Source organism: Mesorhizobium intechi (genome assembly GCF_002879535.1).
Classification (GTDB): Bacteria; Pseudomonadota; Alphaproteobacteria; order Rhizobiales; family Rhizobiaceae; genus Mesorhizobium; species Mesorhizobium intechi.
Genome location: NZ_PNOT02000230.1, coordinates 1 through 21,279 on the forward strand (window position 1 = coordinate 1; position 21,279 = coordinate 21,279).

The 21,279-nt window shown below is 64.1% G+C and carries 24 protein-coding genes; 11 read left to right on the forward strand and 13 right to left on the reverse strand.

All coding sequences use genetic code 11. The features are described from left to right. Positions 1-1,001 (forward strand): autotransporter family protein (locus tag C1D09_RS20240; RefSeq protein WP_143975979.1); only part of this gene is annotated, 1,001 nt, incomplete at its 5' end. A 225-nt stretch (positions 1,002-1,226) separates the two neighbouring features. On the opposite strand, the gene C1D09_RS20245 is transcribed toward C1D09_RS20240, so the two are convergent. Both C1D09_RS20245 and C1D09_RS34110 read right to left on the reverse strand, forming a co-directional pair. Beyond that, positions 1,227-1,850 carry a LysE family translocator gene (locus tag C1D09_RS20245; RefSeq protein WP_143975980.1) on the reverse strand — a complete coding sequence of 208 codons (624 nt, stop codon included), beginning with the start codon at positions 1,848-1,850 and terminating at the stop codon, positions 1,227-1,229. A 156-nt stretch (positions 1,851-2,006) separates the two neighbouring features. Continuing rightward, the gene (locus C1D09_RS34110; protein WP_143975981.1) at positions 2,007-2,129 is read right to left on the reverse strand and encodes a hypothetical protein; all 123 of its coding nucleotides are present in this window, start codon (positions 2,127-2,129) and stop codon (positions 2,007-2,009) included. Between the two features lie 238 nt (positions 2,130-2,367). On the opposite strand from C1D09_RS34110, the gene C1D09_RS20255 reads away from it, so the two are divergent. From C1D09_RS20255 to C1D09_RS20270, 4 genes are all read left to right on the forward strand, one after another. After that, a complete protein-coding gene (locus tag C1D09_RS20255) occupies positions 2,368-3,135 on the forward strand; it encodes a L,D-transpeptidase (RefSeq protein ID WP_143975982.1) in 768 nt (255 codons plus the stop codon). Between the two features lie 153 nt (positions 3,136-3,288). Then, on the forward strand, positions 3,289-4,455 hold the full coding sequence (locus C1D09_RS20260) for a diphosphate--fructose-6-phosphate 1-phosphotransferase (RefSeq protein ID WP_143975983.1): 1,167 nt from the start codon (positions 3,289-3,291) through the stop codon (positions 4,453-4,455). 35 nt (positions 4,456-4,490) lie between these two features. Further along, positions 4,491-5,210 carry an MBL fold metallo-hydrolase gene (locus tag C1D09_RS20265; protein ID WP_143975984.1) on the forward strand — a complete coding sequence of 240 codons (720 nt, stop codon included), beginning with the start codon at positions 4,491-4,493 and terminating at the stop codon, positions 5,208-5,210. A gap of 196 nt (positions 5,211-5,406) precedes the next feature. After that, entirely contained in the window at positions 5,407-6,948 is a 1,542-nt protein-coding gene (locus tag C1D09_RS20270; RefSeq protein ID WP_143975985.1) for a DegQ family serine endoprotease, read from the forward strand. Between the two features lie 78 nt (positions 6,949-7,026). On the opposite strand, the gene coaA is transcribed toward C1D09_RS20270, so the two are convergent. Genes coaA through hisB form a run of 8 tightly spaced genes read right to left on the reverse strand, consistent with a single transcriptional unit; the run spans position 7,027 to position 12,497 of the window. Continuing rightward, complete coding sequence (coaA, locus tag C1D09_RS20275) at positions 7,027-7,986, reverse strand: type I pantothenate kinase (RefSeq protein ID WP_095771496.1); 960 nt, start codon at positions 7,984-7,986, stop codon at positions 7,027-7,029. A gap of 24 nt (positions 7,987-8,010) precedes the next feature. Beyond that, entirely contained in the window at positions 8,011-8,334 is a 324-nt protein-coding gene (locus C1D09_RS20280; RefSeq protein WP_143975986.1) for a phosphoribosyl-ATP diphosphatase, read from the reverse strand. Between the two features lie 34 nt (positions 8,335-8,368). After that, a complete protein-coding gene (hisF, locus tag C1D09_RS20285) occupies positions 8,369-9,163 on the reverse strand; it encodes an imidazole glycerol phosphate synthase subunit HisF (protein ID WP_167514688.1) in 795 nt (264 codons plus the stop codon). Continuing rightward, positions 9,160-9,996, reverse strand: a complete 837-nt coding sequence (locus tag C1D09_RS20290; protein ID WP_143975988.1) for an arginase family protein — start codon at positions 9,994-9,996, stop codon at positions 9,160-9,162. Before C1D09_RS20290 ends, hisF begins: the two co-directional genes overlap by 4 nt. Then, complete coding sequence (gene hisA, locus C1D09_RS20295; protein ID WP_143975989.1) at positions 9,993-10,742, reverse strand: 1-(5-phosphoribosyl)-5-[(5-phosphoribosylamino)methylideneamino]imidazole-4-carboxamide isomerase; 750 nt, start codon at positions 10,740-10,742, stop codon at positions 9,993-9,995. The genes C1D09_RS20290 and hisA overlap by 4 nt, the downstream gene beginning before the upstream one ends. 26 nt (positions 10,743-10,768) lie before the next feature. Next, on the reverse strand, positions 10,769-11,419 hold the full coding sequence (gene hisH / locus C1D09_RS20300) for an imidazole glycerol phosphate synthase subunit HisH (protein ID WP_143975990.1): 651 nt from the start codon (positions 11,417-11,419) through the stop codon (positions 10,769-10,771). A gap of 1 nt (position 11,420) precedes the next feature. Then, positions 11,421-11,894 (reverse strand): DUF2628 domain-containing protein, encoded by a 474-nt coding sequence (locus C1D09_RS20305; protein ID WP_143975991.1) that lies wholly within the window; start codon positions 11,892-11,894, stop codon positions 11,421-11,423. Between the two features lie 3 nt (positions 11,895-11,897). Beyond that, complete coding sequence (hisB, locus tag C1D09_RS20310; RefSeq protein ID WP_143975992.1) at positions 11,898-12,497, reverse strand: imidazoleglycerol-phosphate dehydratase HisB; 600 nt, start codon at positions 12,495-12,497, stop codon at positions 11,898-11,900. 235 nt (positions 12,498-12,732) lie between these two features. Between hisB and hslV the strand changes: the two genes are divergently transcribed. From hslV to C1D09_RS20335, 5 genes are all read left to right on the forward strand, one after another. Then, entirely contained in the window at positions 12,733-13,284 is a 552-nt protein-coding gene (hslV, locus tag C1D09_RS20315; RefSeq protein ID WP_143975993.1) for an ATP-dependent protease subunit HslV, read from the forward strand. Positions 13,285-13,353: 69 nt separating this feature from the next. Beyond that, positions 13,354-13,872, forward strand: a complete 519-nt coding sequence (locus C1D09_RS20320) for a GNAT family N-acetyltransferase (RefSeq protein ID WP_143975994.1) — start codon at positions 13,354-13,356, stop codon at positions 13,870-13,872. A 4-nt stretch (positions 13,873-13,876) separates the two neighbouring features. Then, on the forward strand, positions 13,877-14,476 hold the full coding sequence (locus C1D09_RS20325) for a DUF2585 domain-containing protein (protein WP_143975995.1): 600 nt from the start codon (positions 13,877-13,879) through the stop codon (positions 14,474-14,476). A 4-nt stretch (positions 14,477-14,480) separates the two neighbouring features. Next, on the forward strand, positions 14,481-15,791 hold the full coding sequence (gene hslU / locus C1D09_RS20330) for an ATP-dependent protease ATPase subunit HslU (RefSeq protein WP_143975996.1): 1,311 nt from the start codon (positions 14,481-14,483) through the stop codon (positions 15,789-15,791). Between the two features lie 150 nt (positions 15,792-15,941). Beyond that, positions 15,942-16,916 carry a DUF1402 family protein gene (locus C1D09_RS20335; RefSeq protein WP_143975997.1) on the forward strand — a complete coding sequence of 325 codons (975 nt, stop codon included), beginning with the start codon at positions 15,942-15,944 and terminating at the stop codon, positions 16,914-16,916. A 254-nt stretch (positions 16,917-17,170) separates the two neighbouring features. On the opposite strand, the gene C1D09_RS20340 is transcribed toward C1D09_RS20335, so the two are convergent. The 3 genes from C1D09_RS20340 to C1D09_RS20350 are packed head-to-tail and all read right to left on the reverse strand — an operon-like array spanning position 17,171 to position 19,846. Then, entirely contained in the window at positions 17,171-18,409 is a 1,239-nt protein-coding gene (locus C1D09_RS20340) for an NAD(P)/FAD-dependent oxidoreductase (RefSeq protein ID WP_167514687.1), read from the reverse strand. Further along, positions 18,406-18,720: a MocE family 2Fe-2S type ferredoxin gene (locus C1D09_RS20345; protein ID WP_143975999.1), complete on the reverse strand. Its 315-nt coding sequence runs from the start codon at positions 18,718-18,720 to the stop codon at positions 18,406-18,408. Before C1D09_RS20345 ends, C1D09_RS20340 begins: the two co-directional genes overlap by 4 nt. A 34-nt stretch (positions 18,721-18,754) precedes the next feature. Next, positions 18,755-19,846 (reverse strand): fatty acid desaturase family protein, encoded by a 1,092-nt coding sequence (locus tag C1D09_RS20350; RefSeq protein WP_143976000.1) that lies wholly within the window; start codon positions 19,844-19,846, stop codon positions 18,755-18,757. A gap of 166 nt (positions 19,847-20,012) precedes the next feature. On the opposite strand from C1D09_RS20350, the gene C1D09_RS20355 reads away from it, so the two are divergent. Then, entirely contained in the window at positions 20,013-21,044 is a 1,032-nt protein-coding gene (locus C1D09_RS20355; RefSeq protein WP_143976001.1) for a LacI family DNA-binding transcriptional regulator, read from the forward strand. Positions 21,045-21,279: the final 235 nt, after the last annotated feature.

Consider the following 21,279-nt stretch of genomic DNA (forward strand, 5'->3'; position numbering starts at 1 on the left):
AGCCGGCGCCACCGACACCCGGCGCGACGGCGGTGCAGGCTGCCGTGATCCCGCTCTACCGCATCGAGGTGCCTGTCTATTCGGCCTTGCCGCCGGTGGCCGAACACCTGGCGATGACGACGCTTGGCACCTTCCACGAACGGCGGGGTGAGCAAAGCCTGCTGTCGAACCCCGAGCTATCGCCGGTCTGGGGCCGCATCTACGGTCAGGACGCCAAGATGGGCTGGTCGGGAACGGTGTCGCCCTCCTTCGACGGCACGCTGTTCGGCCTTCAGGCGGGCTTCGACGTGTTCGGCCGCGACACCGCCTCGGGCGGAATCGATCGCGCCGGCCTGTTCGCCGCCTACGCCAGCATGAAGGGCGATCTGCGCGGCCAGGCACTGGGATGGAACGATCTGTCCGTCGGCAGCCTTGACGTCACCGGCACCAGCGTCGGCGGTTACTGGACCCGAATCGGCCAAAGCGGCTGGTACCTTGACGGCGTCCTCATGGCCACCTTCTTCGGCGGCGACGCGACATCGTCGCGCGGGATCGGCATCGATGTCGGCGGAACAGGCGTCACCGCTTCGCTGGAAGGCGGCTATCCCATCGCGCTGGCGCAGGGCTGGACGCTTGAACCGCAGGCGCAACTGGTCTGGCAGCATCTGTCGCTCGACGACACCAACGACCGCTTCTCGTCGGTTTCCTTCGATACCAACGACAGCGTCAGCGGCCGGCTGGGTGCGCGGCTGCAGGGCGAGACCACCATCAACGGCGTGGCGCTGCAGCCCTACCTCAAAGCCAACATCTGGCACGATTTCGGCGGCACCAGCCATGTCAATTTCGACACCACCGACATCTCGACAGAGGGCCGGTCGACCTCCTTCGAGTTCGGCGGCGGCGTGATCGCCGAGGTGACCGACAAGGTCAGCCTTTTTGCCACCGGCGACTACACGACCAATCTGGGCGGCGACAAGCGCCGCATCCTCGAGGGTAATGTCGGTATCAGCGTCAAATGGTGAGCCACGGTGTGCCGATATTCAGGTGAGGCGGCCTGCGAACAGCGGCTTTCCGCGCTTTCGGGGTCACGGACTTCAAGTCCGCTCCGCGCCGGTTCTCGAAATCCGCCAATTTCGGTTCGGCCTGACCTGAATCACAACACACCTTAGAGTAATTCCAGGAAAAGTGTGAGCGGTTTTCCGTCCGGAATTGCGTCAAAACAAAGAGTTAGAGCGCGCCGACTTATCTCAATTGCCCGAACGCATCGCCATCGTGGCGATGCCGGCGCCGACCAGCAGCGTGCCGCCGGTGCGGTTGAAGATGCGGATCGCCTTGGGATTGCGCACGACGTTTCGGGCACGAGCCGCGATCAGCGCATAGCCGAAGGCATTGGCGAAGGCGAGCGCCAGGAATGTCGTCTCGAAGATCAGCATCTGCGTCCAGAAATCGGCGTGCCGGTCAAGGAACTGCGGCAGGAAGGCGACGAAGAAGGTGATGCTTTTCGGGTTGAGCGCGGTGACCAGCCAGGCATGCGCCATCATCTTGGCCGAAGACACCGCGTCGGTGCGCGGCTCGGCCTTCAGCGCGCCGCCGGCACGGAACAGTTTCACGCCGAGATAGATCAGATAGCCGGCGCCGATCAGCTTCAGGATGGTGAAGACGGTTGCTGAAGCGGCGAGCAGCGCACCGATGCCGAGCATGGACAAGGTCATGGCGGTGAAATCGCCGAGCGCCACGCCAACCGCCATCGGCAAGGCGGTGCGCCAGCCCTGGCCCAGCGCATAGGACACGACCAGCAGGATGGTCGGACCCGGAATGACGAGCAGGATGGTCGACGCGGCGGCGAAAGCGGCCCAGTTCTCGAAGGACATGTCTGTCTCCCTTGGGTTAAGGAGAAGGATAAATCCTCAGCCCAGGGGCGATGTAAAGAGGCCTGATTTCTGTTTCTGCGAAAATCCGCGTGGAAGACCGCAACGCACTTTCCCTGGAATTGCCGCGCAATCAATCGCGCCAAAGGCAAATCGGCGTCAGTTCGCGCCGCCCAGCGTGCTCACGATGTCGGCCATGCTGACCTCGGCACCGAGAACCAATGCGGCCGCGACAATAGCAGCGGCAAAAAGCGCGATGTCGGTTTTTAAAGTCTTGCACATGGAGGCCCCTCGCTGATTGCGTGATGCGTAGGAAAGGCCGGTGCCGGGATTATGGCTCGACCTGGGTCTTTTTGTGCCGACGGCCCGGTTGCCCGTTCATTCGGGACGGTCCGTGGTCGCCATGCCAGGCGCAAATGCAGGTGGCGCAAGGCATTCACGCTTTATCAACCATGAATGATGAAAATGCCCGCTATCCGGCCGGACCGTGCTTCCCGCCGACAGCGTAGGGTTTGGGTATATGCGTGAGTTGCCGCAAGGTCTGACGCCGCCACGGGACGGCGACGCTATCGAAACCGATCATCATCTTTCCCGCCGCGCCGTCCTGTCCGGCGCAGGCGCGCTGGCGCTGCTCGGCGTGGCCGGCTGCTCGACTTCCGGCGGCGGCATGCCGGCGCTTGAACTCGACAATACGGTCACCGGTTCCGTGCCGCCGATGCGGCCGGCGATCAGCGTCGACAGGAACATCACCAGCCCCGACCTGATGTACGCCGCCTTGACGGACAATGGTTTCAACGTGCCTGAAGTGCCTTATCTCAAGGTCAAGCCCGAATTCCGCCGCCAGATCGTCGTCGACACCACCGGCGAGGCGCCCGGCACCATCGTCGTGCATCTCAAGGAGCGCATGCTCTATCTCGTCCAGCCGGGCGGCGACGCCATCCGCTACGGCGTCGGTATCGGCAAGGATGGCTTCCGCTGGTCCGGCCGCGCCAACATCCAGTACGGCAGGGAATGGCCGACCTGGACGCCGCCGCCGGAGATGATCCAGCGCAAGCCCGAACTGGTGAAGTGGCAGGGCGGCCAGCCCGGCGGCCTCACCAACCCGCTCGGGGCGCGCGCGCTCTACATCTACCAGGACGGCAGGGACACCGGCTACCGCATCCACGGCTCGCCCGAATGGTGGAGCATCGGCCAGGCGATGTCATCGGGCTGCGTGCGCCTGATCAACCAGGACATTATCGACCTCTACAGCCGGGTTTCGAAGAAAAACCCGGTCGTCGTCATCTGATTGGTTGAGGCGGCCGGACGGCCGCGCTCCGCTCCAGCCCAAGCATGATCTTTCCCAAGACTTTTCGGGATCATGCTCCGGACTCTCCCGTTGCACGATGGCGAAAGACAGGCGAAGGTGCCTGCGAATTCATCGCCTCGGGAGACGTCAGGAATGGCCGGAACTTTTGTCATCGCACAAGGCGGCGGCCCGACGGCCGTCATCAACCAGACAGTGGTCGGCGCCACGCTGGAGATCCGCAAGCGGCATCCCGGCGCCAAGGTCCTGGGCTCCATCCATGGCGTGCGCGGCATTCGCGATGGCAACTATGTCGACCTTTCGGCCATCCCCGAGGATCGGCTGCGGCTGATCGCGGGAACGCCAAGCGCGGCACTCGGCTCGACGCGCGACAAGCCGGATGCGGCCTATTGCGACGTGATCCTCAACGGCCTGAAGAAGGCCGGCGCCGATGCCTTCATCTATATCGGCGGCAACGACACGTCGGGCACGCAGCAGATCCTGACCGACGCCGCGGGCGGCTCGATTGCTTTCGTCCATGCGCCGAAGACCATCGACAATGACCTGGAGGAGAACGACCATACGCCGGGATTCATCTCGGCGGCCGAGTTCGTCGCCGGCGCCTTCCTGTCCGTCGATCTCGATTTCCGCGCCTTGCCCGGCATCTATGTCGGCATCGTGATGGGCCGGCATGCCGGTTTTCTCACCGCAGCGGCCGCCGCCTGGCAGCTCGATCCCGACAGCGGCCCGCATCTGGTTTACGTGCCGGAGCGGCCATTCTCGGCCGCGGGCTTCATCGACGATGTGCGTGCCACGCTCGACCGCCACAAGCGCTGCATCGTCGCCGTGTCGGAAGGGGTGAGCACCGCCGACGGCAAGGCGCTGGTCGAAAGCCTGGTGCCGCCGGAGAAGCTCGAGCGCGACGCGCATGGCAACGTCAAATTGTCGGGCAGCGACCTGCCGGCGGCCCTCGAGCGCGCATTGGCCGAAGGCCTGCCGGGCAAGCGGGCCCGCGTCGACGCGCTCGGCTACATGCCGCGGGGCTATGTCGGCGCCATCAGTGCCGTCGACGCACAAGAAGCGTTCGATGCCGGCGCGTTCGCCGTGTCCGTCGCCGAACAGGGCGGCGGCTCCGTGGCACTGCAATATGATGGCGCAAGGACCGTTCTGAAGAAGGTGCCGCTGAAGAACGTCGCCGGCAAGACACGTCACATGCCTGACGATTTCATGAAGTCCGACGTCAACCAGCTGTCCGAGGCCGGCATGGCCTATCTCAAGCGGCTGGTGCCGGAAAAGTACAGGGTCGGGAAGCCTTTCGTTTGATAAAGGGCGCACACCTGAAGCCAGGTTCACTTGTGATGCCGGAGTGGTTCAGCAAGAGCATCGTCGGCGACGGGACGACAATGCTGACCGAGCCGTTCGTGCATGACTATGTGCGCGCCAACATCTGGCACCTGCGCGGCCGCGACGCCGACCTCCTGGTCGACACCGGCATGGGCATCTGCCCGCTGGCGCCACAGATCGAGACGCCGCATGGCAAACCGCTGCTGGTCGTTGCCACCCACATCCATCTCGACCATGTCGGTTCGCTGCACGAATTTCCGTGGCGGGCCGGACCGAGGATGAGCGCCGCGCAATTCGAAACCATGCATGAGGCGGCGACCTATGCCTGGATGTTCCACGATCTCGAAGGCGCCGTGTCGAAATTGCCGGTGCCGGGCTGGAGGGCCGCCGATTACAAGATCCCCTCGGCGCCGTTGACGCGGACGCTCGACGAGGGCGACGTGATCGATCTGGGCGACCGGCAATTTCGCGTGCTGCACCTGCCCGGGCACTCGCCGGATTCGATCGCGCTTTTCGACGAGGCCGACGGGCTGTTCTTCAGCGGCGATGCCATCTACGACGACACACTGATCGACTCGCTGCCGGATTCCGATCGGGCCGCCTATGCCAGCACCATGCAGCGCCTGCTCGACCTGCCGATTCGCATCGGCCATGGCGGCCACGGGCCGAGCTTCGACCGCATGCGTATGCGCGAGATTGCGACCGACTACCTGCGCCGGCATGACGATCCGTAAGCGCTCCCTGAATTAAATCTTCGTAAGGTCGGCCAAAAACCCTAATTCGGGCCGTTGGGCACCCTAGATACCTCGGTGTCGATCCGGCCGGGCGCCATGTACGGCGAGACAGGCGATCCGGTCGTCGACACGCCGACGGGCGCTTCCCCCAGGGTGCCCGCGGCGCCGGATCAACTCTCGCCCGGACAGAACGACCATGTCACCTCTTGGTATTCTTCGTAGGCATCGCGTCGCCGCCCTGCTGGGCGCCGCGCTGATCATCTCCCCCGTCATCGTCTCGTTCGCCCAGAGCGCGAACAGCACCGGCGTCAGCAAGATTGTCGCGACGACCCAGACCCCGGTCGCCGGAATAACGGCCCCGAACGGGTCCTTTGCGCCGATCGTGGCGGCCGACAAGCCAGCGGTCGTCACGGTCACCACCATCATGAAGGCGCAGCCCGCTGGCGCCGATGACGGCATGCCTCTCGGCAACTCGCCGTTCGACCAGTATTTCCGCCAGTTCTTCGGCGACCAGGGCATGCCCGCTCCGCAGACGCCGCCTCAGCAGGCGCAACGGGCCGAAGCGCTCGGTTCCGGCTTCATCGTCAGTGCCGACGGCACCATCGTCACCAACAACCACGTCGTCGACGGCGCCTCTTCGATCAAGGTGACGCTCGATGACGGCACCGAACTTCCCGCCAAGCTCGTCGGCCGCGATGCCAAGAACGACCTTGCCGTGCTCAAGATCAAATCCGACAAGCCCTTGCCGACGATCAAATGGGGCGATTCCGACAGGCTGATGACCGGAGACCAGGTGCTGGCGATCGGCAATCCGTTCGGCATCGGCACCACGGTCACCGCCGGCATCGTCTCGGCACGCGGCCGCGACCTGCATAGCGGGCCGTTCGACGATTTCATCCAGATCGACGCGCCGATCAACCATGGCAATTCCGGTGGCCCGCTTGTGGATGTGAACGGCAATGTCGTCGGCATCAACACGGCGATCTATTCGCCCAATGGCGGCAGTGTCGGCGTCGGCTTCGCCATCCCGTCGGACCAGGCCCAAAAGGTCGTCGCCAAGCTGATGAAGGACGGTTCCATCCAGTACGGCTATCTCGGCGTCGAGATCCAGTCGGTGACGCCTGACGTGGCAAGCGCCATCGGGCTCGATCACTCGGGCGGCGCGCTGGTTTCCAAGGTCAATGACAGCTCGCCCGCCGCCAGCGCCGGCGTCGAGGCCGGCGACGTCATCACCGGCTTCGCCGGTCAGGACGTGAAAGACCCCAAGGATCTGTCGCGGGCCGTCGCCGATGTGGCGCCCGGCGCCAAGGAAACGCTTGATGTCTGGCGCAAGGGCAAGGCGATGCAGATTTCCGTCAACGTCGGGCAAAACAGCGACGACGTGAAGACGGCATCGGCCGGTGAGTCCAACGCGCCGAGCGCCGAGCAGGGCTCCCGTGCCCCGGCGATCGGCCTCGGCCTGATGGACATCACGCCCGACATTCGCCAGGAAATGAACCTCGCCGAGAACGAGCATGGCGCGGTGGTTGCGCGCGTCAACCCCGACAAGGCGGCCGCCGCTGCCGGCATCCAGCTCGGCGATGTCATCGTCGCCGTCAACCAGGCCCCGGTGAAGAGCGCCAGGCAGGTCACGCAGGCGATCACGCAAGCGAGCAAATCGGGCCGCAAGTCGGTGCTGCTGCTGGTCGAACGCGACGGCAGCCAGATCTATGTCGCCGTGCCGTTCGCCAATGGCTGAGCCGCGATGCGGATGACATGAACGTCGAGTTGGCGGGCCCGCCGGTGGCGGGCCGCCACATCGGTGAAGACCTCTGGTCTAAAGTTTGCGCAGCGCCACTTCCTCGACCAGATGGTCGGCGCCCTTGCGCAGGATGAGGTCGGCGCGGGCCCGGGTCGGCAGGATGTTCTCGCGCAAATTCTTCAGATTGATGTTGGACCACAGGCCTTCGGCGATGGCGCGCGCCGCTTCCTCCGAAAGCTGCGAATAGCGGTGGAAGAAGGAGTCCGGATTGCGGAAGGCGGTCTCGCGCAGCCGCATGAAGCGCGAGATGTACCATTCGTGGATCAGCTTCTCGTCGGCATCGATATAGATCGCGAAGTCGAAAAAGTCGGACAGGAAGGGCACGATCTTGCCGTCCTGCGGCAACTTGCCCGGCTGCAGGACATTGATGCCTTCGAAGATCAGGATGTCGGGCCGGTCGATGGTGACGAACTCCCCGGGAATGACGTCGTAGGTGAGGTGGGAATAGACCGGCGCGCGGACATCCGGCAGCGCCGATTTGATGCCCGAGAGGAAACGCAGCAGCGCGCCGACGTCGTAACTGTCGGGAAAGCCCTTGCGTTCCATCAGGTTCTCGCGGCGTAGCACCTCATTGGGCAGCAGGAAACCGTCAGTGGTGATGAGATCGACCTTGGGGCTCGACGGCCAGCGCGCCAGAAGCTCCTTCAGCACGCGTGCGGTGGTCGATTTGCCGACGGCGACGGAGCCGGCGATGCCGATGATGAACGGCGTCTTGACGATGTCGACGGCGTTGAAGAAGGCCTGGCGCTGCCGGAACAAGAGCTGGCTCGCCTCGACATGGGCGGACAGAAGCCGCGACAACGACAGATAGATGCGCTTGACCTCCTCGAGGTCGACCGGATCGTTGAGCGAACGCAGGCGGCGGAACTCGTCCTCGCTCAGCGTCAGTGGCGTGTCGGCGCGGAATTGCGACCATTGCTCGGCCGAGAAGAAACGAAAGGGGGAATACTTCTCGGTTGGCGCGAGCTGATCCATCGAGATACCTGCCCTCCCTCGCGGTCAGCCCTTGGGCCGTGACGCCTTCTCGGCGATGCCCGAACGCCCGGTGCGGCTTTCGAGCTCCTTGAGCACCTCGCTCAGCGGAACACCCGAGAGGCCGAGGACGACGAGCCAATGATATATAAGATCGGCACTTTCGGAAACGAGGCCCTCTCTGTCGCCCTTGACGGCGGCAATCACCGTCTCGACCGCCTCCTCGCCAAGTTTCTGGGCCGCCTTGTCGATGCCGCGCGCGAACAGTTTCGCCGTCCAGGAATCCGGGTCGCCGGAATGGGCGCGCTCATGGACGACTTTTTCCAGATCGGACAGCGAGAATTCAGCCATGGCGCCTGGGCCCTTTTCTTAGCCGGAACAGCCTCTAGGGCCGATCGCCCAAGGAGTCCAGCCGCATCGGCAGCCCCGCGGCGGCCATATGCGCCTTGGCCTGGGCGATTGTGTAGGTACCGAAATGGAAGATCGAGGCCGCCAGCACCGCGCCGGCATGGCCGTCGCGAATGCCTTCGACCAGGTGATCCAGCGTGCCGACGCCGCCCGAAGCAATGACCGGCGCGCGCACCGCATCGGCGATCGCGCGTGTCAGCGCGATGTCGTAGCCGGCCTTGGTGCCGTCGCGGTCCATCGAGGTCAGCAGGATCTCGCCGGCGCCGCGATCGACCATTTTGCGGGCGAATTCGATCGCGTCGATGCCGGTCTTCTCGCGCCCGCCATGGGTGAAGATCTCCCAGCGGTCGGCCTCGCCGGTACCGGACACTTTCTTGGCGTCGATGGCGACGACGATGCACTGGTTGCCGAACTTGTCGGCGGCTTCGGCGACAAAATCCGGATTCTTCACCGCTGCCGTATTGATCGACACCTTGTCGGCGCCGGCCAGAAGCAGCTTCCTGATGTCGGCGACCTGGCGCACGCCGCCGCCGACGGTGAGCGGCATGAAGCACTGCTCGGCGGTGCGGGCGATGACATCGAAGATGGTTTCACGGTTGTCGGACGAGGCGGTGATGTCGAGAAAGCAGAGCTCGTCGGCACCGGCGGCGTCATAGGCCTTGGCCGCCTCGACCGGGTCGCCGGCGTCGACGAGGTCGACGAAGTTGACGCCCTTGACGACGCGGCCGTCCTTGACGTCAAGGCATGGGATGACACGGGCTTTCAGCATCAGCGGCCCTCTATCGTGGCGATGAGATCGTTGAGCAGCCGGCCGACCCGCGGCGGCACCTCAGCCTGCGCATCGAAGGCCGGATCGTAGGCGGAAATAGTGATGCCGACGACCGGAACGGCAAGCGCCATGGCGCAAGCCGCGCCGCGCAACTGTTCGGGGCTTGGCCCGCCTGACGTGACGTAGCGGTTTGCCTGCAGATCCTTGGGGTCGTGCACGTCGAGATCGAGATGCATGTGCACGCCCTTGGCGCCTGCGGCCTTCAGCTTCGCGGTTGCCGGCCCGACGCCGGAGCATTCGGCGCGGATCACCGGCAAGGTCTTGAGGAGCTCTTCCTCGGCCGGGTCGAGATCGCGGGCATCGAGGAGCACGCAACGCGAGGGATCTATCGGCTTGAAGCCGGGAATGGCTGATGCCATCGGGCGCCAGCACAGGCCAAGCACGGTCGCCAGCGCCATGCCGTCGAGAAAGCCGTATACGGAGGTCTCGGGCGTGTTGAGGTCGCCGTGCTGGTCGGCCCAGATGATCGCATCGGCACCCTCGCCGGCGACCGCGCCGGCCGATGTCAGGCAGTTTCCGGCGAGCACGACGGGGAACCGTCCCCTGTCGATGGCAATGCGGACCTCGCCCGAGACGGCGTTGCAGACGGCGAAACCGGTGGCGATCTCGCGTTCCTGGTCGCCACCGACCCTGCCGATATCCACGACCGCTACCTCGTGGCCGGCAATGGTCAGGGCGTCGACCAGGCCGCCTGCAATCAGCGCGTCCGGGCCCTGGCCCATGCCGCCATGATAGTGGCCGCTGTCATAGGAGGCCAGGATGATGGTGATTTTCACGATTTCGCCCCCGCCGCCGGCCCGCCCTTCAGGATCGCCAGCGCCTCGGCCGGATCGATGCGGCCGTCATAGAGCGCGCGACCGGAGATGGCGCCTTCGAGCTTCTGTGCGTCGGGCATGGTCATGCGCACGATGTCGGCGATCGAGGCGAGGCCGCCCGAAGCGATGACCGGGATCGATACGGACTCGGCGAGGTCGATGGTGGCATCCCAGTTGATGCCGGTCAGCACGCCGTCGCGGTCGATATCGGTGTAGATGATGGCCGCCACACCGGCGCCCTCGAATTTCCTGGCCAGTTCGACGACGCCAAGGCTCGACGCCTCGGCCCAGCCCTCCACGGACACCTTGCCGCCCTTGGCGTCGATGCCGACGGCGACCTTGCCCGGGAAAGCCTTGCAGGCCTGCCTCACCAGGTCGGGATCGCGCACCGCCACCGTGCCGAGGATGACGCGGGCCAGCCCCCGGTCGAGCCAGTCCTCGATCTGCGCCAGCGTGCGGATGCCGCCGCCGAGCTGCACCGGGTTCTTGGTCGCCTTGAGGATGGCGCCGACCGCCGCACTGTTGACGCTCTGGCCCTTGAAAGCACCGTTGAGGTCGACGACGTGCAGCCATTCGAAACCCTGGTCCTCGAAGGCTCTTGCCTGCGCGGCCGGATCATCATTGTAGATGGTCGCGGTCGCCATGTCGCCGTGCTTCAGGCGCACGCACTGGCCGTCCTTGAGGTCGATGGCGGGAAACAGGATCACGAGTCGGGCGCCTTCTTGCTCATGCTCTAGGGCCTCCAGCGCAGGAAATTCGTGATCAGCGCCAGGCCGAGCGCCTGGCTCTTTTCGGGATGGAATTGCGTGCCAACGAGATTGTCGCGGGCGACCGCCGCCGTGACCGGACCACCATAGTCGGCGACGGCCAGAATCTCGTCCGGCTTTTTCGCGTCGAGATGGTAGGAATGGACGAAATAGGCGTGCAGCCCGTCCGGTCCGGTCGGGATGCCGGCAAACAGCGGGTGCTGGCGCCTGAGCTCGATCGTGTTCCAGCCGATCTGCGGGACTTTCAGCGCCGGACCGGTGGGCATGATCTCCTTGACGTCGCCCGAAATCCAGCCGAAGCCATGGGTGACGGTCTTTTCCAGGCCGCGCTCGGACATCAGCTGCATGCCGACGCAGATGCCGAGGAAGGGCCGGCCCTTGGCGATCGCGACGTCCTCGACCGCCTCCCACATGCCATCGACCGCACGCAGGCCTGCCGCGCAGTCGGCATAGGCGCCGACGCCGGGCAGGACGATGCGGTCGGCGCTGCGCACCCGGTCGGCATCGGCCGTCAGGTCGATCTCGGCCGATATGCCGGCCTCGCGCGCGGCACGCTCGAAGGCCTTGGTGGCCGAGCGCAGATTGCCCGAGCCGTAGTCGATGATTGCTACCCGCATGTCAGGGCCGTCCCGGTATGTGGGTCAGGCCCAGCGCCATGCCCGGCTGCGCCGGGCGCGCCAGGGCGGCGTCGGGGACGATGCGCGGCGGCGCGATGTCCTCCGCGTGCTCCTCGACCTCCAGCGCATGGCGGATTTCGGCGTCGTCGAGGCGGCCGGCGCGAACCACGCCCCATTCATGCCAGCCGCGCCGGCGAAGGGCCGCGATGCGCAACCCCTGCCCTTCCAGGCCAACATAGAACGAAACCAGGAGCGACAGCAGCGAACTTGCCAGCCCAAGGCGAAGGTTTTGCCCAGCCATCGAAAGCAGGCCCATGACGACGAAGGCAAGTCCGGCCTCGATCCACAGCCGATGCCAGGCGAGCCATAGCGGCGGCGCCAGCAGGCCGAGCCAGGTGAAGCCATCGCGGATAAAGGCCGTTGCATCGACCTTCTCGCCGCGGCCGGGCGGTTCCATCACGACATAAGTGGCCATGGCCTATCCCTTCAACGATCCCTTGGTGGAGGGAACCGCGTCCGGCTGGCGCGGGTCGGGCTCGAGCGCGGCACGCAGCGCACGCGCCACCGCCTTGAAGCAGGTCTCGGCGATATGGTGGTTGTTCGCGCCATAATGGTTGGTGACATGCAGCGTGATGCCGGCATTCTGGGCCAGCGCCTGGAAGAATTCCCGCACCAGCTCGGTGTCGAAGGTGCCGATCTTGGGCGACGAGAACGACACGTTCCACACCAGGAACGGCCGGCCGGACACGTCGATCGCCGCGCGCGTCAGCGTCTCGTCCATGGCAAGGTCGATCGAGGCGTAGCGCATGATGCCGCGCCGCTCGCCAAGCGCCTTAGTCAAGGCCTGGCCGAGCGCGATGCCGGTGTCCTCGACCGTGTGGTGGTCGTCTATGTGCAGGTCTCCCTTGGCCCTCACCGTCATGTCGATCAGCGAATGGCGCGAAAGCTGGTCGAGCATATGGTCGAAGAAGCCGACGCCCGTGGCGATATCGGATTTGCCCGCACCGTCGACATGGATCGACACCGAGATGTCGGTTTCCTTGGTCTTGCGGCTGGCTTCGGCGGAACGGGGCGCCATGACCTTGTCCTTGTCTCGGGGTTCAAAGCGCCGCGGACGAGCTTCGAACATTCACCGGCTTGAAAACGAAAGCCTTCTATCAGCATGATCCGGCGATTGCCAGTTGCCTCGGACAGAGGTATCGGCCTTGCCGGAGAGGCGATTTGCAATCATTGGTCCCATGCATACATATGGCCGATAAAATCACTCGTACCGCGCCAATCGCCTTTTGGGATCGCGCGAATCGGAGCCAATAATGTCTGATAATCCGACCATGCACGCCACGACCATCGTGACGGTGCGCAAGGGCAACAAGGTGGTGATCGCCGGCGACGGCCAGGTCAGCCTTGGCCAGACCATCATGAAGGGCAATGCCCGCAAGGTCCGCCGCATCGGCAAGGGCGGCAACGTGATTGCCGGTTTCGCCGGCGCCACCGCCGACGCCTTCACGCTGCTGGAACGGCTGGAAGCCAAGCTCGAACAATATCCCGACCAGCTGACGCGCGCCTGCGTCGAACTCGCCAAGGACTGGCGCACCGACCGCTACCTGCGCCGGCTGGAGGCAATGATGCTGGTGGCCGACAAGTCGGTCTCGCTTGCGCTGACCGGCACCGGCGACGTGCTCGAACCCGAATATGGCGTCATGGCCATCGGTTCGGGCGGCAATTACGCACTGGCCGCGGCGCGGGCGCTGATGGACACCGACAAGGATGCCGAGGAGATCGCCCGCAAGGCGATGCAGATCGCCTCCGACATCTGCGTCTACACCAACAACAACTTCGTCGTCGAAACGCTCGATGCCGCCTGAGAGGGTGGCCATGATCCCGATCCGCAGGACCGCGTAAGCGAAAGTGAGGACCGGTTTTCGGAGAAGATCATGACCAAACAAGACGGTAGCTACGATTTTCGGCCGGTTACCGAAAAAGACCTGCCGATGATCGCCGGCTGGCTCGCCGAACCGCATCTGGCCGAGTGGTGGAACGATGCGGAGACGGAGATCGCCGAGATCCGCGAGCATATCGACTCGATTTCGGTCGAGCCGCTGATCGTGGAACTCGCCGGCAAGCCGATCGCCTATCTGCAGAGCTACGACCCGCATCTGGAAGACGACCACCCCTATGCCGACCAGCCGTTCGGAACGCTGGGCATCGACCTGTCGATCGGCCCGCCGGAGCTGCTCGGCCTGGGCCACGGCTCGGCGATCGTGCGGCGGTTCGTCGAAGATCTGTTCGAGGAGGGTGTGCCCCGCGTCATCATCGACCCCAACCCCGCCAACATCCGGGCCATCCGCGCCTATGAAAAAGCCGGATTCCGGGCGATAGACCGCAGGCAATCGGTCTATGGCGACGTCGTGCTGATGGCGATCGATGCCGACGATGAACAGATGGGGGAATAACCGGATGAGCAAGCCAGGCGTGGGCGAGGGCTACTCGGCCTATGAAGACAGCTGGCGCATGGGTCTCCTGATCGTCCTTGGCCTGCTCATCTTCCAGGCCGGGGCCCTCTATGGCATGGGCCGGACGCCGATCTGCACCTGCGGCTACGTGAAACTCTGGCATGGCGTGGTGAACAGTTCGGAGAATTCCCAGCACATTTCCGACTGGTACACTTTCTCGCACATCATCCACGGCTTCCTGTTCTACGCCTTGGCGAGGTTCCTCTTTCCGCGTTCGCCGATCGGCTTGCGGCTGGCCTTCGCCGTCCTCATCGAGGGCGGCTGGGAATTGCTTGAGAACAGCCCGTTCATCATCGACCGCTACCGCGCCGGCACGATCTCGCTCGACTATTACGGCGACAGCATCATCAATTCGGTGTCCGACACACTGGCCATGGTGCTGGGATTTGTGATGGCGCGAAGGCTACCTATATGGGTGATCGTCAGCCTCGCCATCCTCTTCGAACTGGGTACCGGCTATCTTATCCGGGACAATCTGACACTCAACGTGATCATGCTGCTGCATCCGTTCGAGGCCATCAAGCAGTGGCAAAGTGGAATTTAGTGATATGACGACATTTTCTCCCCGCGAAATCGTTTCGGAACTCGACCGCTTCATCATCGGCCAGAAGGACGCCAAGCGCGCCGTGGCCATTGCCTTGCGCAACCGCTGGCGCCGCCAGCAGCTGGAAGGCCAGATGCGCGAAGAGGTGATGCCGAAGAACATCCTGATGATCGGCCCGACCGGCGTCGGCAAGACCGAAATCTCGCGCCGCCTGGCGCGGCTGGCCGGGGCGCCTTTCGTCAAGGTCGAAGCCACCAAGTTCACCGAGGTCGGCTATGTCGGCCGTGACGTCGAGCAGATCATCCGCGATCTCGTCGAGATCGCCATCGGCCTGGTGCGCGAAAAGATGCGCGAGGACGTCAAGGCGCGCGCCCACATCAACGCCGAGGAACGCGTGCTGGAGGCACTGGTCGGCAAGACCGCCAGCCCGGCGACGCGCGATAGTTTCCGCAAGAAGCTGCGCGACGGCGAACTGGACGACAAGGAGATCGAGATCGAGGTGGCCGACACCGGCAATGGCGGCATGCCCGGCTTCGAGATCCCCGGCATGCCGGGCGCCAATATCGGCGTGCTGAACATCAACGACATGCTGTCAAAGGCGATGGGCGGCAAGAAGACCAAATCGCGCAAAACGACGGTGAAGGAGTCTTACGATCTGCTGGTCAGCGACGAGTCCGACAAGCTGCTCGACCAGGACGAGGTGGTTCGCCGGGCGCTCGACGCAACGGAAAATGACGGCATCGTCTTCCTCGACGAGGTCGACAAGATCGCGGCGAGATCCGACATTTCCGGCGGCCCGTCGCGCGAAGGCGTGCAGCGCGACCTGCTGCCGCTGGTCGAGGGCACCACGGTGGCGACCAAATACGGACCGGTGAAGACGGACCACATATTGTTCATCGCCTCGGGCGCGTTCCACGTCTCGAAGCCGTCCGACCTGTTGCCGGAATTGCAGGGCCGGCTGCCGATTCGCGTCGAACTGCGGGCCTTGGAGAAGCAAGATTTCGTCCGCATCCTGACCGAGACGGAAGCGAGCCTGATCAAGCAATATATCGCGCTGATGAAGACCGAGGGCGTCGACCTGACCTTCACCGACGACGCCATCGATTCGCTGGCCGGCATCGCCGTCGACCTCAATGACAGCGTCGAGAATATCGGCGCCCGGCGGCTGCAGACGGTGATGGAGCGGGTGCTGGACGAGATTTCGTATGACGCCCCAGACCGCAACGGCACGTCGGTCACCATCGACGCCGCCTATGTCGAAAAGCATGTGGGCGACCTCTCGCGAAACACAGATTTGTCACGATTCATCCTTTAAAGCGCGGCGCCGGTTCAGGCAGCCGGCAGACAATCATGTGTGGCCAGATGGTACCATCTGGCCACCTTTCGACTTGCCGGGTGAAGGGGCTCTCGACTCGACCCAGAGCACTACCCTAGTTTGCGCGGCAATATCTTTGGGCGGCGGCGCATGAAAAAATTCATCCCAATCATTCTCAGGCCGGTCCTTCTCGGCCTGACGCTGGCGGCGACGCTGTTCGCGGCCGAAGCAGCGACACTCGTGCCGCCGGGAAACCGCAATGCCGAGCAGCCCGATATTCCCGGCGCCTCGAGCCGGCGCACGCAGGCGACCAACACCACCTTCCAGGCGAAATATCGCAAGGTCTATGCCTTGCTGCAGAACGACCCCGATCTCCGCGGCAAGATCAAGAAGGCCGCTGCCGCCTATGGCATAGATCCGATGCATATCGTCGGTGCCATCGTCGGCGAACACACCTACAATGTCGACGCCTATGACCGGCTGCAGACCTATTACGTCAAGGCGATCTCCTATCTCTCCAGCAAGCTGTCTTTCGCCTATGACGGCGAAGACATCACCGATTTCGTGCAGCGGCCGGAGTTCAAGAAATGCGCAGGGATGTCGGACAGCTATGATCTGTGGGAATGCCGCGAGCAGGTGTGGAACCATACATTTCGCGGCAAGAACGTCGGTGGCGAGGACTTTCCCGATGACCGTTTCGGCGCCACCTTCTTCCAGCCCTATTATGCCGGCCAGACTTTTGGGCTCGGCCAGCTCAACCCGCTGACCGCGCTGCAGATGAGCGATCTCGTGCACAAGGTGTCGGGCCTGCCTAAGCTCGATGTCGGCGATCCCAATTCGGTCTACAAGACCATCATGGATCCCGACCTGACGCTGCCTTACGTCGCGGCGACGATCAGGAAATCGATCGACGCCTACAAGAACATTGCCGGCTACGACATTTCGGGAAACCCTGGGCTCACCGCCACGCTCTACAATGTCGGCAATCCGGAGCAGCGCGCCTACGCGCTGAAGGCTGAAAACGACAAGCGTCGCGCTGCCGGCGAGCCGGAAAAACTGCCGGAGGAGAATTATTACGGCTGGCTGGTCAACGACAAGCTGCCCGAGCTCAAGGCGCTGTTCTAGAGCCTCCGCAGCTATTCCTGGCTATCGCAGCCTTCGATCTGCGCAACGGCGCCCAGATGCGCTTCGGTGATTTCAGTGCCGTTTTCGCCCATAGTCATGATGCCGGCAGGATGCCCGTTGCGCGGCGCTTCACGACGTGCAACGGCTTCTTCGCAGAGGCAAAATCGTCCCTGATCTGGGCGACCGAGAGGCCGTCGAGGATCGAATGGGGCATGAGCCGGCGACCGTGGGCAACCCGCGCAGGTTAGCACCGCTCAAGCCGCCAGCAACGACTTCAGCTTGACGGCCTGTGATCCCAGTGCTTCCGGTGCCGGCCTGGCGCGCTTGCCGATGAGCATTTCGGCCAACCGGATGTCGCGGGCGACCGCATTGTCGGGGCCGATGCCGCTGGCCGCCACGAGCCGGCCGTCCTCATCCAGATGGAACAGGATGAGGGCGCCGTCACCGAGATCGCGTCGCACTGTGCTGCTGCCTTCATCCGAAAGCCCTGCGATCTGCAGGGTGAGCCCATACTGATCCGACCAGAACCACGGCACCGCCGCATGCGCCTCGCCGGCACCAAGCATGTTTTTCGCTGCCAGCGCACCTTGCTCCTGTGCATTGCGCCAGGCTTCGAGCCGCACGCGCCGGCCGCCGTAGACCGCAAGTGGGAACGAACAGCAGTCTCCGGCGGCGAAGATGTCGGGATCGCTGCTGCGCAGCTCGGCATCGACCGCGATGCCGTTGTCGATGGTCAGGCCGGCTTCGGCCGCGAGCCCGGTCACCGGCACCGCGCCGATACCGATGATGGCGAGGTCGGCTGGTACTTCGCGCCCGCCGACGAGCGTCACGCGCGCCTCTTTGCCGTCGTCGGCGATGGAGGCGATGCCATCGCCGCACAGGATCTCGACGCCCTCGGCGACATGCGCCTGATGGATGATCGCGGCGATCTCGGCCGGCACGCCGCGCATCAGGATGCGCGGCTGCGCCTCGATGACAGTGACGGCAGCGCCGAGCTTGCGAGCCGCGGCGGCCAGTTCAAGGCCGATGAAACCACCGCCGATGACGGCAATGCGGCTGCCGGTGCCGAGATGGCCGCGAATGGCCAGCGCATCGGTGAAGGTTCTGAGATACACGCAGCGCGCGCCAGGGCCCGGCATCGGCAGTTTGCGCGGCGTCGAGCCGGTGGCCAGCAGGAGCTTGTCGTAGGGCAGCACCGAACCGTTGGACAGGCGCACCGTATGCGCCGCGCGATCGATCGCCGCGGCCTGGACGGAATGGATATGCCGGATCGACCTCTCGGCCAGCACCGCGTGGCTGGCGATCGCCTTGATTTCCGGCGCGTCGCTGGCCATCGCCTCCTTGGACAGAGGCGGCCGCTCGTAGGGCAGATGCGGCTCGTCGCCGACCAGCGTCACCGGCCCATCATAGCCGAGATCGCGCAGCGCGAGTGCTGCCCGCCCGCCGCATTCGCCGGCACCGATGATGACCATTCCCCGCGCCATCTCCGTCATCCGACCTGAACGAGGACTTTGCCGGCATCGACCTTGACCCGATAGGTTTTCAGGTTGACGCAGACCGGGGCGCCCCTGGCCGCGCCGGTCTTGTAGTTGAAGCGGCCATTGTGCTTGGGGCATTCGATGATGTCATCCATCACCAGACCGTCGGCAAGATGCACCTTCTCATGCGTGCAAAGCCCGTCCGTGGCGAAATATTCGTCGGCGGCGCTGCGATAGATGGCGAAGGTGCGCCCGTCATGATCGAAGCGCATCACATCCTCTTCATCGATGTCGTCGGCAGCACAGGCCTCGACCCAGTCGTTCATTTCGGCACTCCCCGGAAAAATGGACTCGCTGCGATCATTCCGCCGCGGCGGCGATGGCATCGCTGTGGAATTCCTCGCGGTACGGCCTGGCGGTCGGCGGCAGTTCGCGCTTGAGGAAATAGTCCTCGTTGCGCAGCTGGCGCAGGAAGACCGGGATCATCTCGCGGTAGCCGGCCAGGATCGACGGCGTCGGCGCCGGCAGATCGTGCTTGATGAGCGCGTGCAGCTTCGGCAGCGCATGATAGGGCACCATCGGGAACATATGATGCTCCACATGGTAATTCATGTTCCAGTAGATGAAGCGGCTGATCGGGTTCATGTAGACGGTGCGGCTGTTCAGCCGATGGTCGATGACATTGTCGGCGAGGCCGCCATGCTGCAGCAGACCGACCATGACGTGATGCCAGGCACCATAGAGCCTGGGCAGGCCGACCAGCATCAGGGGCAGGAACGAGCCGGAATAGAGCGCCAAGGCGATGGTTGCGGCATAGATCGCGGTCCAGATGCGGGCGATGCGGATCGCCTTGCCCTGTTCCTGCTCGGGAATGAAGGTCTTTTCGGCGGCGCTGATGTTGCCGGCGGCGTTGCGCAGCATGTCCGACATTGCGTGCCAGGCGTCGAGCACGCCGACAAAGCCGAGGAGCGCGCGCACCAAGTCGGGCGGCCGCATGACCGAGATTTCGGGGTCGCGGCCGACAATGATCGTGTCCGTGTGGTGGCGCGTGTGGCTCCAGCGCCAGGTCACCGGATTGCGCATGATCATGAAGCAGGCGATCTGATAGATCACATCATTCATCCACTGGGTGCGGAACGCCGTGCCGTGCCCGCATTCGTGCCAGCGGGAATCCGTCGATGAACCGTACAGGACGCCGTAGACGAAGAAGAACGGCACGCACCACCAACTGCCCCAGAACCAGACGCCGCCGGCGCCGCTGGCGATGAGCGCGCCGAGCCAGATCGCGGTATCGCGGATCGCCGGCCCGTCGGAGCGCTGCATCAGCTCCTTCATCTGCTTCCGGGATACGTCGGTGTGATACCACTCGGCCGCCGACAGGCCGTTTTCCACGGCGCGTTTGGCGTCGCGGCCGATCAGGCTGTAGTCCCGCCGGAATGGCGCATTGGTCATGATTGCCTCCTCGGCAAGGCACTCGTCCAGGCGCATGCCGGTTGCCCAGATGCCTTCCAGCCTTAAAATACCGTTTGCTCGTGATAGACTCAATATCACAAAGATAGTTTCTATCATTTCCTATCATGATGGTGTATCAGTGTTCGGCAAACGAACGAGGATTCCCATGGCGAAACGGCCGACCATATCAGATCTGGCACGCATCTCCGGGGTCAGCGTTGCCACGGTGGACCGGGTGCTCAACAATCGCCTGCCGGTGCGCGAGGAGACCGCGCGGCGCGTCTATGAGACCGCGACCGAGATCGGTTATCACGCGGCCGGCTTGATCAAGCAGCGGATGCGCCATGAACTGCCGGAGTACCGGCTCGGCTTCCTGCTTCTGCGAGGCAACGATGTCTTCTACGGCGATTTCGCAGCGGAGCTCGAACTGGCGGTGTCGCAGTCGCAGCGGTTCCGCGGCGCCGCGATCATCGACTTCGCCACTTCCCTGGTCCCCGACGAGATCGCCGCCCAGATGCGCAAGCTGGCGGCAAAATCGAGGGCCATCGCCGTTGTCGGCCCGGACCACCCGACCCTGACGGCGGCGGTCGAGGCGTTGAAGGCGCGGGGACAACCGGTCTTCTCGCTGCTGTCGGACTTTGCCGCCGGTATACGCGAGGGCTATGTCGGCCTCGATAACCGCAAGGTCGGTCGTACCGCGGCCTGGATGATCGCCAGGGCAGCGCGGCAGCCTGGCAAGGTCGCCCTCTTCGTCGGCAGCCATCGCTTCCATGGCCACGAGTTGCGCGAGATCGGCTTCCGCTCCTTCTTTCGCGAGCATGCACCCGACTTCAGTGTGCTGGAAACGCTGGTCAACCTCGAGGCGAACAAGGTGACCCATGATGCGATGATCGATCTTCTGGCGCGCTATCCGGATCTTGCCGGCTGCTACGTCGCGGGCGGCGGCATGGAAGGCGCGGTCTCGGCGCTGCGGGCAGCAAGGCCCGTAAATATGCCTGTGGTCGTCTGCAACGAGATCAACGCCGAGTCGCGCGCGGCGCTCGCCGACAACATCCTCACCATGGTGATCTCCACGCCGCTAACCGCGCTCTGCCGCGAGCTGGTCGATCGGATGGTGCATGCCATCGAAACCGGCGCGGCCAACGCGCCTGGCCAGACCTTCCTGCCCTTCGACATCTATCTGCCGGAAAATATCTGACCTTTCCCGGGCGAGTGCAGCCGCCGGGAATGATAGAATCCATCAGAACAACCCGAAAATCCGGCGGCAGGCCGCGGAATCGCCCTTGACGTTCCGCCGGAATGGAATAAATATTTCACCACCTGTGTATTTTGGTTCTTTCGTTCCGCAACGACTGTTTCGAACGGAGGATCTGGCGTTCCAGCTCAAACTGAGAACGCCACGCGGAGCGAAACGATATCAGGGAGAGATTCCC